The following is a 12050-nucleotide window of genomic DNA, read 5'->3' on the forward strand; positions in this document are numbered from 1 at the left end:
CGCCCACAAAAAAGCCGATGCAGTGCATCGGCTTTTTGTTTTGCGGCATAGGCCGCAGGTAAAGCTTATACGTTGAAGCGGAAGTGCATCACGTCGCCATCCTTGACGATGTATTCCTTGCCTTCCAGGCGCCATTTACCGGCTTCCTTGGCACCGGCTTCACCCTTGAACTGGATGAAGTCGTTGTAGGCGATGACTTCGGCGCGGATAAAGCCTTTTTCGAAGTCGGTGTGGATCACGCCAGCCGCTTGCGGGGCAGTGGCACCGACCTTGACGGTCCAGGCGCGTACTTCTTCAACACCGGCGGTGAAGTAGGTCTGCAGGTGCAGCATTTCGTAGCCGGCACGGATCACGCGGTTCAGGCCAGGCTCTTCCAGGCCCAGGGCCTCGAGGAACATGTCTTTCTCTTCGCCGTCTTCCAGCTCGGCGATTTCCGCTTCGATCTTGTTGCACACCGGAACAACCATCGCGCCTTCTTCTTCGGCAATGGCCAGGACCACGTCGAGCAGCGGGTTGTTCTCGAAACCGTCTTCAGCCACGTTGGCGATGTACATCACCGGCTTGGTGGTCAGCAGGTGGAAGCCCTTGATCACAGCTTTCTCGTCGGCGCTCATGCTCTTCATCAGGCTGCGTGCCGGCTTGCCCAGGGTGAAGTGGGCAATCAACTGCTCCAGCAAGGCTTTCTGGACCACTGCGTCCTTGTCGCCGCCCTTGGCGTTACGCGTGACCTTTTGCAGTTGCTTCTCGCAGCTGTCGAGGTCGGCGAAGATCAGTTCCAGGTCGATGATCTCGATGTCGCGTTTCGGGTCGACGCTGTTGGAGACGTGAATCACGTTCTCATCCTCGAAGCAGCGGACCACGTGGGCGATGGCATCGGTCTCGCGGATGTTGGCGAGGAACTTGTTGCCAAGGCCTTCACCTTTCGAAGCGCCGGCTACCAGGCCCGCGATGTCGACGAACTCCATGGTGGTCGGCAGGATGCGCTTTGGATTCACGATGGCCGCCAGGGCGTCCAGGCGTGAATCGGGCATCGGCACGATACCGGTGTTCGGTTCGATGGTGCAGAAGGGGAAGTTCTCCGCCGCAATACCGGATTTGGTCAGGGCGTTGAACAGGGTGGACTTGCCGACGTTAGGTAGGCCGACGATGCCGCAATTGAATCCCATGGTGTTTCCCCTCGGGTAAAGAGTCAGGCCTTCTGGCTGTGCAGGTTTTTCATCGCACGGTTCCATTCACCGGCGAAGATATCCGGCAGCACGCCGAGGGCAAAATCGATGCTGGCATCGAGTTTTTCCTGTTCGGCGCGTGGCGCACGACCCAGGACGAAATTTGAAACCATACTGGCAACGCCCGGGTGGCCAATGCCAAGCCGCAAGCGGTAGAACGTATTCTGATTGCCCAACTGCGCGATGATGTCGCGCAGGCCATTATGCCCGCCATGGCCGCCGCCTTGCTTGAGCTTGGCAACGCCGGGTGGCAGGTCTAGTTCGTCATGGGCCACCAGGATTTCTTCGGGTTTGATCCGGAAGAAGCCCGCAAGCGCCGCGACAGCCTGGCCGCTGCGGTTCATGTAGGTGGTGGGAATCAACAGACGAACATCCTGACCCTGATGCGAAAAGCGTCCGGTCAGGCCGAAATATTTGCGATCGGCCACAAGATTGACGCCTTGGGCGTGGGCGATGCGCTCAACAAAAAGGGCCCCCGCGTTATGCCGGGTCTGTTCGTATTCGGCGCCTGGATTTCCCAGGCCAACGATCAGTTTAATGGCAGTCACGACAGGGGCCCTTCCTTTGGAGTTGTGGATAACATCGCCGTTGGTGCGGCGAAAGTGGACGACAAAAACTCATTAACCGTTAGAGGCCAACTTCGCATTCTCGCCCGCTTTCTCGCTACGTTCCGGTCCGCGATGTTTCCTCAAGCTCCGGCATTACAGAGTGAATTACTCTGCAGCGCCTTCTTCAGCTTCTGGTGCAACGCGTGGAGCGTGTACGTTTGCAACAGCTTTATCGTCACCGTGAGCCAGTGCAACGAACTCAACGCCTTTAGGAGCCTTGAGGTCGGACAGGTGAACGATTGCGCCGATTTCCAGAGCCGACAGGTCGACTTCGATGAACTCAGGCAGGTCTTTCGGCAGGCAGGTCACTTCGATCTCGGCGATAACGTGCGAAACTTCGCCGCCTTTCTTGACCGGAGCTTCTTCACCAACGAAGTGCACAGGCACGATAGCGGTCAGTTTCTGACCAGCTACTACGCGTACGAAGTCAGCGTGCAGCACGTGGCCTTTAGCTGGGTGACGTTGCAGTGCCTTGATGATGACGTTCTGCTTGGTGCCGCCAACGTTCAGCTCGATGATGTGGCTGTAAGCCGCGTCGTTTTCGAGCAGTTTGGCGATTTCTTTAGCCAGCATGCTGATGGATTCAGGGGCTTTTTCGCCACCGTAAACTACAGCTGGAACCAGGCTTGCGAGACGACGCAGGCGGCGGCTCGCACCTTTCCCCAGGTCGGAACGCAGTTCAGCATTCAAAGTAAAATCGTTCATGTTGTATCTCCAAAATAACCACATTCGCCCTAGCGTTTGCGACCAGCGCTAAAGGCGATATGGGCAAAAAAGCCCCGCCCCAACAGAATGCTGGGGCGGGGCGCTTTTCGTCAGGTTGATGCTGCTAAGGTTTGACCCTTAACGGAACATCGCGCTGATCGATTCTTCGTTGCTGATGCGGCGAACCGCTTCGGCAACTACCGGTGCGATATCCAGTTGACGGATACGCGAACAGGCTTGAGCGGCAGCGGACAACGGGATGGTGTTAGTCACCACCAGTTCGTCCAGCATTGAGTTCTCGATGTTCTCGATCGCTCGGCCCGACAGCACAGGGTGTGTGCAGTAGGCGAAGACTTTTGCTGCACCGTGCTCTTTCAAGGCTTTCGCCGCGTGGCACAGGGTGCCGGCGGTGTCGACCATGTCATCAACCAGAATACAGGTACGCCCTTCGACATCACCGATGATATGCATCACTTCAGAGTGATTGGCTTTCTCGCGGCGTTTGTCGATGATCCCGAGATCCACGCCCAGGGATTTGGCAACAGCCCGTGCACGCACGACGCCACCAATGTCCGGGGACACGATCATCAGGTTTTCAAAGCGCTGGTCTTCGATGTCATCCACCAGGACGGGGGAGCCGTAGATGTTATCTACCGGAATATCGAAGAACCCCTGGATTTGGTCAGCGTGCAGGTCAACCGTGAGAACACGGTCGATACCTACCACGGTCAGCATGTCAGCAACGACTTTCGCGCTGATAGCCACACGTGCGGAACGCGGACGGCGATCCTGACGGGCATAACCAAAGTAAGGGATTACAGCTGTGATTCGAGTCGCTGAGGAGCGGCGGAAGGCATCAGCCATCACGACGAGTTCCATCAGGTTATCGTTGGTCGGAGCGCAAGTCGGCTGAATAATGAAGACATCTTTACCGCGGACGTTTTCATTGATCTCGGCTGTAATTTCGCCGTCGGAGAATTTACCGACAGAGATGTCACCGAGAGGGATATGCAGCTGACGTACAACACGCCGAGCCAGATCGGGGTTAGCATTCCCCGTAAAGACCATCATCTTGGACACGCGCAGTACCTAGAGGCTGAGGGTAACCTGGATGAGTATAGAAAATGGCAGGGGCGGCTGGATTCGAACCAACGCATGGCAGGATCAAAACCTGCTGCCTTACCGCTTGGCGACGCCCCTGTATCTGTTGCAACGAGTACCCAGTACTCGGTTCCTTTAGAGCAGACTTTGCAGCTTGCGATGCAACATCGAAACGTTGCTTCCCTTTGCTACAAACCCTGTAAGGGTCTCTGTAAGAAGGGCCGAGACTTTATCAGCTTCAGCTTTGCTTGGGAAGCCCCCAAACACACAACTTCCAGTTCCGGTTAATTTTGCTTCGGTAAAATTACCTAACAAATTCAAAGCGTTACGTACATCTGGATAACGCCTTGCTACAACCGGTAAGCAGTCATTTCGACTGTTTCCCTTGGGAACGGGGCGCACTTTAATGGGAGGAGAGTTACGTGTCAACAGTGGATCTGAAAAAATTTCTGCTGTACTTACAGATACTTGCGGAACAAGCACGACATACCACGGCTCTTCGGGGTCTACAGGGGTGAGTTTCTCCCCCACGCCTTCGGCAAAAGCGGCGTGCCCACGCACGAAAACCGGGACGTCCGCGCCCAGTGTCAGGCCCAGCGCCGCCAGGCGATCGTGGTCCCAACCCAGTTGCCACAAGTGATTCAGGCCGAGCAATGTCGTTGCGGCATTTGAGCTGCCGCCACCGATGCCGCCGCCCATGGGCAGGATTTTTTCGATCCAGATGTCGATGCCCAGTGGGCAACCGGATTGTTCCTGGAGTTTTTTCGCGGCCTTCACAATCAGGTTGCTGTCGTGAGGCACGCCGTCGAATTCGGTGTGCAACTGGATCACGCCGTCATCGCGAACGGCGAAGGTCAGCTCATCGCCGTAGTCGAGAAATTGAAAAATCGTCTGCAACTCGTGATAGCCGTCTTCACGGCGACCGAGAATGTGCAGCATCAAATTCAGTTTGGCCGGGGAGGGCAGGGTCAGGCGTTGCTCGTTCATCTCACTGCCCCAGCTTGCGCGGTTGCCAGTCCTTGATCACCAGCGTGACGTCAAGGTCGGTGCCATGCAGCTTGATGCGCTCGGGCAGCCAGTAACCGTTCTGTTGCACATAGCTCAGGTATTCGACCTGCCAGCCATCCTGTTCCAGCGAAGCCAGGCGGCTGTCGCCATTGAGGCTCAGGCGGCTCTTGCTGTCTGGCGCAGGAAGACCGCGTACCCACCACACCAGGTGCGATACGGGGAGTTTCCAGCCCATCTGTTCTTCCAGCAGGGCTTCCGGCGTTGGCGCTTCATAGCGGCCCTGATTGGCCACTTCCAGGCTGACTTGCCCCGGCCGGCCGGTCAGGCGTGCCGCACCGCGGCCCAGCGGGCCAGACAGGCGAATGTCGTAATAGTCCTGGCGTTGCAGCCAGAACAAGGTGCCGCTGCCCGAATCTTTCGGGGCGCGAATGCCCACCTTGCCCTCGATCTGCCAGCCATCAAGGCTGCTCAGTTGATCCTTGTGCTGCTGCCACTGCGCCGGGTTGCCCGGGCCTTCGACAGATTCACGGGTGCCAAGACCGGAACAGCCGGCAAGCAGGGCAATAAAGCTGAAAACGATAACGTGGCGCAAAAACATAAAATTAAAGGGTCTCGGATCCGGTCAGGCGCTTGATGGTGCTGCGCAGGATTGGGCTTTCGGGCTGTTCCTTGAGGAACTTCTCCCAGATTTGTCGCGCTTCACGCTGCTTGCCATTGGCCCAGAGCACTTCGCCCAGGTGTGCGGCGACTTCCTGGTCGGGGAAGCGCTCCAGCGCCTGGCGCAGCAAGCGTTCGGCTTCGTCCAGGTTGCCCAGGCGGTAATTCACCCAGCCGAGGCTGTCGAGTACGGCCGGGTCTTCCGGGTTGAGCTGGTGAGCCTTTTCAATCAGCTCCTTGGCTTCGGCGTAGCGCGTTGTACGGTCGGACAAGGTGTAACCCAGGGCGTTCAGTGCCATGGCATTGTCCGGGTCGCGCTTGATGATCAGGCGCAGGTCTTTTTCCATCTGCGCCAGGTCATTGCGTTTTTCCGCCTGCATGGCGCGGGTGTACAGCAGGTTCAAGTCGTCCGGATATTGCAGCAAGGCTTGCTGGAGGATTTTCCAGGCGCGATCGCCCTGCTTGTTGGCCGACAGGGTCTCGGCCTGGATCAGGTACAGCTGGATCGCGTAGTCCGGTTCGGCATCCCGTGCGGCAGCCAGGCGTTTTTCCGCCTCGTCGGTGCGGCCGTTGTTCATCAGGATATCGGCCTGGCGCAGTTGCGCCGGCAGGTAGTCATTGCCGGCGCCGACCTGAGCGTATTCAAGCAATGCAGCCTGCGGGTCGTTACGCTCTTCAGCGATGCGGCCCAGGTTCAGGTGCGCCGAATCCACGTGGCTCTCGCGGGCGATCAGGTCTTCCAGGTAACCCTTGGCCTCATCCCAGGCCTTGGCTTCCAGGCACACCAGCGCCAGGGAGTAGCGCAATTCGTCATCGTCCGGGTATTGCTGCACGAGGTTGGCGAACTGCACCTTGGCGTCTTCCATGCGGTCCTGTTCAACCAGCATGCGGGCATAGGTCAGCAGCAGGCGCTTGTCGCCCGGGTACTTCTTGATGCTTTTTTCCAGCAGCGGAATCGCTTCCTTGCCGCGGTTGAGGTTTTGCAGCAGGCGGGCGCGCAGCAGGATCGGCGCGATCTCGCCCTCTTCCGGCGGGTGTTGCTCCAGCAGCTTCAGCGCAGCCTCGGGCTCATCATCCTGTTGCAACAACAGCGCCTTGCCGAAAATCAGCTGGCTGTTGTTCGGGTGTTTTTGCAGCAGGCGGTCGAAACTCTTCATCAGGCCGTTGCGGGTGTCCTGATCGGTGTCGGCGGCCGACAGCGCGAGGAAGTCGAAATGCGTGTCGCCCTTGCCCTGCAGGACCTTCTCCATATACACCATGGAGTCGTCATAGCGCCCGGCGCGGGCCAGTTGAATGGCCGCTGCCCGTTGTGCCTCGAGATCGTCCGGGGCGTTTTTCGCCCAGATCAGCGAGGAGTCCAGGGCCGCCTGATCGGCGCCCAGGTACTCGGCGATGCGAAACGCCCGCTCCGAAATCCCCGGATCCTGAGTATTGATGGCCTGGGTCACGTAGTTATCCAGGGCAATGTCGAAACGATTGCGCTGGCCGGCCAGCTCCGCGCTCAGCAGGCTGAAGATCGTCTCTTCACTGAACGAGGAATAAACCTTGGGCTTTTCAGGGGCGGGGGTGCTGTCTTCTACCGGCGGCGTACCGTCCGGCGACACGGGTGCCATGGCCTGGCAGCCGCTGAGAAAGACAAAAGCAAGGAGCAACGCGGAAGATCTATTCATATAGGAAGAGGACGACTAACCTGCGGTCGGATCATCATGACACAAGCCTTCGGCCAAACATAACCGTGTAGGAGCGAGCTTGCTCGCGAAGAACCAGAGGACAACGCGTTTTATCCCGTAAGCCAGCGTTATCGTTAACGACCATCGCGAGCAAGCTCGCTCCTACAGATGGCCTTTATAGGCGTAAGCTACTAGGACAATAGCCTACGGTGGTTGTTCTGAATCATTCGAAGTAGGACAATTGTCGGCTTCCCGACATCATCAGCGATATTGAATGGCCTTCCTTGCACTCGGTATTAACCACAAGACTGCTTCTGTAGACGTCCGCGAGCGCGTGGCTTTTACTCCCGAGCAGTTGGTTGAGGCCTTGCAGCAGCTCTGCCGGCTCACCGACAGTCGCGAAGCTGCGATCCTTTCGACCTGTAATCGCAGCGAGCTCTATATAGAGCAGGAACATCTTTCAGCGGATGTGGTGCTGCGCTGGCTGGCCGATTACCACCATTTGAGCCTCGATGAGCTGCGCCAAAGCTCATATGTGCACGAAGAAGATGCGGCAGTTCGTCACATGATGCGCGTCGCCTCCGGGCTGGATTCGCTGGTGTTGGGCGAACCGCAGATTCTCGGCCAGATGAAGTCCGCCTACGCCGTGGCCCGCGAGGCCGGCACCATCGGCCCGCTGCTGGGGCGCCTGTTCCAGGCCACCTTCAACTCCGCCAAGCAGGTGCGCACCGACACCGCCATCGGTGAAAACCCGGTGTCCGTGGCGTTTGCCGCCGTCAGCCTGGCCAAACAGATTTTCAGTGACTTGCAGCGCAGCCAGGCCCTGCTGATCGGCGCCGGCGAGACCATCACCCTGGTCGCCCGCCACCTGCACGAACTGGGCGTAAAGCGCATTGTCGTCGCCAACCGTACCCTGGAACGCGCCAGCATCCTGGCCGAGCAGTTCGGTGCCCACGCGGTGTTGCTTTCCGACATCCCGGCCGAGCTGGTGCGCAGCGACATCGTCATCAGCTCTACTGCCAGCCAGTTGCCGATCCTCGGCAAGGGCGCGGTGGAAAGCGCCCTGAAACTGCGCAAGCACAAGCCGATCTTCATGGTGGATATCGCCGTTCCCCGGGATATCGAGCCTGAAGTCGGCGAGTTGGACGACGTTTACCTCTACAGCGTCGACGACCTGCACGAAGTGGTCGCCGAAAACCTCAAGAGTCGCCAGGGCGCTGCCCAGGCTGCCGAGGAAATGGTCAGCACCGGTGCCGACGATTTCATGGTGCGCCTGCGTGAACTGGCGGCAGTGGACGTGCTCAAGGCCTACCGTCAGCAAGGCGAACGCCTGCGGGACGAGGAATTGATCAAGGCCCAGCGTATGCTCGCCAACGGCAGCAGCGCCGAAGACGTGCTGATGCAGTTGGCGCGCGGCCTGACCAACAAGTTGTTGCACGCTCCCAGTGTCCAGTTGAAAAAGCTTACCGCCGAAGGCCGCCTCGATGCGCTGGCCATGGCCCAGGAACTCTTTGCCCTCGGTGAGGGCGCGACAGAAAGCTCTTCGGATAAAAAACCGCAATGAAAGCGTCACTGCTCAATAAACTGGACGTCCTTCAGGACCGTTTCGAAGAACTGACCGCCTTGCTCGGCGATGGCGAGGTCATCTCCGATCAGACCAAGTTCCGCACCTATTCCAAGGAATACGCGGAAGTTGAACCGATCGTGGGCACCTATAAACAGTTGCTCAAGGTTCAGGCTGACCTCGAAGGCGCCCAGGCGCTGCTCAAGGACAGCGACCCGGACATGCGCGAAATGGCCGTTGAAGAAGTGCGAGAGGCCAAGGACAAGCTGATCGAACTGGAAGGCGACCTGCAACGCATGCTGTTGCCCAAGGACCCGAACGATGGGCGCAACGTGTTCCTTGAAATCCGCGCCGGCACCGGCGGTGACGAAGCGGCGATTTTCTCCGGCGACCTGTTCCGCATGTATTCGCGCTATGCCGAGCGTCGCGGCTGGCGTGTGGAGATCCTGTCCGAGAACGAAGGCGAACACGGCGGCTATAAAGAAGTCATCGCCCGGGTTGAGGGCGAGAATGTCTACGGCAAACTGAAGTTCGAATCCGGCGTGCACCGCGTGCAGCGTGTGCCGGCCACGGAATCCCAGGGCCGTATCCACACCTCGGCGTGCACCGTGGCCGTGTTGCCCGAGCCCGACGAGCAGGAAGCCATCGAGATCAACCCGGCAGACCTGCGGGTCGACACCTACCGCTCATCGGGCGCCGGTGGCCAGCACGTCAACAAGACCGACTCGGCGATCCGTATCACTCACTTGCCTTCGGGCATCGTGGTGGAGTGCCAGGAAGAACGTTCCCAGCACAAGAACCGTGCGCGGGCCATGTCCTGGCTGTCGGCCAAGCTGAATGACCAGCAGACCAGCGCCGCCGCCAATGCGATTGCCAGCGAACGTAAGCTGCTGGTGGGCTCGGGCGACCGTTCCGAGCGCATTCGTACCTACAACTTTGCCCAGGGCCGGGTCACCGACCACCGCGTCAACCTGACGCTGTACTCCCTGGATGAAATCCTCGCCGGTGGCGTCGATGCGGTAATCGAGCCATTGTTGGCTGAATACCAGGCCGACCAGCTTGCGGCGATAGGTGAATAAATGACCATTATTGCCAGTTTGTTACGCGCCGCCGACCTGCCGGACTCGCCGACTGCGCGCCTGGACGTGGAATTGTTGCTGGCCGCCGCCTTGGGCAAGTCCCGCAGCTACCTGCACACCTGGCCGGAAAAAATCGTCAGCAGTGAACACGCGCTGACCTTTGCCGACTACCTGCAACGCCGTCGTGCCGGCGAGCCCGTGGCCTACATCCTCGGCCAGCAAGGCTTCTGGAAGCTCGACCTGGAAGTGGCACCGCACACGCTGATCCCGCGTCCGGAAACCGAGATGCTGGTGGAAGCCGCCCTGGAATTGCTGCCTGCCACACCGGCCAAGGTCCTGGACCTGGGCACCGGCAGCGGCGCGATTGCCCTGGCCCTGGCCAGCGAACGCCCGGCCTGGCAAGTCACGGCGGTCGACCGCGTGCTGGAAGCCGTGGCCCTGGCCGAACGCAACCGCCAGCGCCTGCACCTGAACAACGCCACGGTGCTGAACAGCCATTGGTTCAGTGCCCTCGAAGGCCACACTTACAACCTGATCATCAGCAACCCACCTTATATAGCCGACACCGACCCGCACCTGGTGGCCGGTGACGTGCGCTTTGAACCGGCCAGCGCGCTGGTATCCGGGCATGACGGCCTGGACGACCTGCGGCTGATCATCGCCCAGGCGCCTGCGCACCTCGACGCCGCGGGTTGGTTGCTGCTGGAACACGGTTACGACCAGGCGCCCGCCGTGCGCGACCTGCTGCTGGGGGAAGGCTTTGAAGAAGTCCACAGTCGCATCGACCTGGGCGGCCACGAACGCATCACGTTGGGACGCCGCCCGTGATGAACGACCAGGAGCTGTTGCGCTATAGCCGGCAGATTCTGTTGCAGCATGTCGACATCGAAGGCCAGTTGCGCCTGAAAAACAGCCGCGCGCTGATCGTCGGCCTGGGTGGCCTCGGTTCGCCGGTGGCGCTGTACCTGGCGGCGGCGGGTGTGGGTGAGCTGCATTTGGCGGATTTCGACACTGTCGACCTGACCAACCTGCAACGCCAGATCATTCACGACACTGATAGCGTCGGCCTGAGCAAGGTCGACTCGGCGATTCGCCGCCTGAGCGCGATCAATCCTGAAATACAGCTGGTTGCCCATCGCAGCGCGCTGGATGAGGATTCCCTCGCGGCCGCCGTGGCGGCGGTCGATGTGGTACTGGACTGCAGCGACAACTTCTCCACCCGCGAAGCGGTCAACGCTGTGTGTGTCGCTGCCGGCAAGCCTTTGGTGAGCGGTGCGGCGATTCGCCTCGAAGGCCAGCTGTCGGTGTTCGACCCTCGTCGCGCCGAAAGCCCCTGCTACCACTGTTTATACGGGCACGGCAGCGACGCCGAACTGACCTGCAGCGAAGCCGGTGTCATCGGCCCGCTGGTGGGTTTGGTCGGCAGCCTGCAAGCCCTGGAAGCCTTGAAATTGCTGGCCGGTTTCGGCGAGCCGCTGGTGGGGCGGCTGTTGTTGATCGACGCCCTGACCACGCGTTTTCGCGAGTTGTGGGTCAAGCGCGATCCCGGTTGCAGCGTCTGCGGTAGCCAACATGGTTAAGGATGCGCCGATTGGTGTGTTCGACTCCGGTGTCGGCGGTCTGTCGGTGCTGGACGAAATCCAGCGTCTGCTGCCCCATGAGTCGCTGCTGTACGTGGCGGATGGCGGGAATATCCCCTACGGCGAGAAAACCCCGGCGTTCATCCTCGATCGTTCGCGACAGGTGGCGGCGTTCTTCCGTGAGAAGGGCGCCAAAGCGTTTGTGATTGCCTGCAACACGGCGACCGTTGCGGCGGTTGCCGATTTGCGCCAGGACTATCCCGACTGGCCATTGGTGGGCATGGAACCGGCAGTCAAACCCGCGGCTGCCGCGACCCGCAGTGGCGTCGTCGGCGTGCTGGCGACCACCGGCACCCTGCAAAGCGCCAAGTTCGCCGCCTTGCTCGACCGCTTCGCCACCGATGTGCGGGTGATCACCCAACCCTGCCCGGGGCTGGTGGAGCTGATCGAAACCGGCGACCTGGACAGCCCGGCCCTGCGCCTGCTGTTGCAAGGCTACGTGGAGCCGCTGATTGCGGCCGGTTGCGACACCATCATCCTTGGCTGCACCCACTACCCGTTCCTCAAGCCCCTGCTCGCCGAGATGCTCCCGCCGACGATCATTTTGATCGACACCGGGGCGGCAGTAGCGCGTCAATTGCAACGTCTTTTGAGTGATCGCGAACTGCTGGCCACTGGCAGTCCGCCGCCTGTACAGTTCTGGACCAGCGGCGATCCGCAGCATCTAAGAAATATCCTACCGACCCTATGGAAATCTCCCGGAGTTGTGCGTAGTTTTGGCGTGTGAAAAAAACGTGAAATAACGCCTTTATCCGCTGAACTTCTGGCTATACGGCAGCTTCTATAGCAAGT

The 12050-nt window shown here is 59.7% G+C and carries 12 protein-coding genes and 1 tRNA gene; 5 read left to right on the forward strand and 8 right to left on the reverse strand.

What is annotated here, in order from left to right:
* Positions 1 to 65: 65 nt before the first annotated feature.
* The 8 genes from ychF to JV201_RS04135 all read right to left on the reverse strand — a co-directional run bounded on the left by ychF (position 66) and on the right by JV201_RS04135 (position 6975).
* Positions 66 to 1166 (reverse strand): redox-regulated ATPase YchF, encoded by a 1101-nt coding sequence (gene ychF, locus JV201_RS04100; protein ID WP_219406549.1) that lies wholly within the window; start codon positions 1164 to 1166, stop codon positions 66 to 68.
* A 23-nt stretch (positions 1167 to 1189) separates the two neighbouring features.
* Entirely contained in the window at positions 1190 to 1774 is a 585-nt protein-coding gene (pth, locus tag JV201_RS04105; RefSeq protein ID WP_003208389.1) for an aminoacyl-tRNA hydrolase, read from the reverse strand.
* Between the two features lie 165 nt (positions 1775 to 1939).
* Positions 1940 to 2539, reverse strand: coding sequence for a 50S ribosomal protein L25/general stress protein Ctc (locus JV201_RS04110; protein ID WP_003208391.1), 600 nt, complete (start codon positions 2537 to 2539; stop codon positions 1940 to 1942).
* Positions 2540 to 2677: 138 nt separating this feature from the next.
* The gene (locus JV201_RS04115) at positions 2678 to 3619 is read right to left on the reverse strand and encodes a ribose-phosphate pyrophosphokinase (RefSeq protein WP_003208392.1); all 942 of its coding nucleotides are present in this window, start codon (positions 3617 to 3619) and stop codon (positions 2678 to 2680) included.
* A 45-nt stretch (positions 3620 to 3664) separates the two neighbouring features.
* A tRNA-Gln gene (locus tag JV201_RS04120) sits at positions 3665 to 3739 on the reverse strand.
* A gap of 36 nt (positions 3740 to 3775) precedes the next feature.
* Complete coding sequence (gene ispE / locus JV201_RS04125) at positions 3776 to 4627, reverse strand: 4-(cytidine 5'-diphospho)-2-C-methyl-D-erythritol kinase (protein ID WP_003208395.1); 852 nt, start codon at positions 4625 to 4627, stop codon at positions 3776 to 3778.
* A gap of 1 nt (position 4628) precedes the next feature.
* The gene (lolB, locus tag JV201_RS04130; protein WP_008432261.1) at positions 4629 to 5246 is read right to left on the reverse strand and encodes a lipoprotein insertase outer membrane protein LolB; all 618 of its coding nucleotides are present in this window, start codon (positions 5244 to 5246) and stop codon (positions 4629 to 4631) included.
* Between the two features lie 4 nt (positions 5247 to 5250).
* Positions 5251 to 6975, reverse strand: a complete 1725-nt coding sequence (locus tag JV201_RS04135) for a tetratricopeptide repeat protein (RefSeq protein ID WP_008432263.1) — start codon at positions 6973 to 6975, stop codon at positions 5251 to 5253.
* A gap of 274 nt (positions 6976 to 7249) precedes the next feature.
* On the opposite strand from JV201_RS04135, the gene hemA reads away from it, so the two are divergent.
* Genes hemA through murI form a run of 5 tightly spaced genes read left to right on the forward strand, consistent with a single transcriptional unit; the run spans position 7250 to position 11985 of the window.
* Positions 7250 to 8539 carry a glutamyl-tRNA reductase gene (gene hemA, locus JV201_RS04140; protein ID WP_008432265.1) on the forward strand — a complete coding sequence of 430 codons (1290 nt, stop codon included), beginning with the start codon at positions 7250 to 7252 and terminating at the stop codon, positions 8537 to 8539.
* Positions 8536 to 9618, forward strand: coding sequence for a peptide chain release factor 1 (prfA, locus tag JV201_RS04145; RefSeq protein WP_003208405.1), 1083 nt, complete (start codon positions 8536 to 8538; stop codon positions 9616 to 9618). Before hemA ends, prfA begins: the two co-directional genes overlap by 4 nt.
* Entirely contained in the window at positions 9619 to 10446 is an 828-nt protein-coding gene (gene prmC / locus JV201_RS04150; RefSeq protein WP_003208408.1) for a peptide chain release factor N(5)-glutamine methyltransferase, read from the forward strand. It begins immediately after the preceding gene.
* Complete coding sequence (locus JV201_RS04155) at positions 10443 to 11198, forward strand: molybdopterin-synthase adenylyltransferase MoeB (RefSeq protein WP_219406550.1); 756 nt, start codon at positions 10443 to 10445, stop codon at positions 11196 to 11198. The genes prmC and JV201_RS04155 overlap by 4 nt, the downstream gene beginning before the upstream one ends.
* Positions 11191 to 11985 carry a glutamate racemase gene (gene murI, locus JV201_RS04160; RefSeq protein ID WP_219406551.1) on the forward strand — a complete coding sequence of 265 codons (795 nt, stop codon included), beginning with the start codon at positions 11191 to 11193 and terminating at the stop codon, positions 11983 to 11985. The genes JV201_RS04155 and murI overlap by 8 nt, the downstream gene beginning before the upstream one ends.
* Positions 11986 to 12050: the final 65 nt, after the last annotated feature.

Source organism: Pseudomonas sp. Colony2, assembly GCF_019382755.1.
GTDB lineage: Bacteria > Pseudomonadota > Gammaproteobacteria > Pseudomonadales > Pseudomonadaceae > Aquipseudomonas.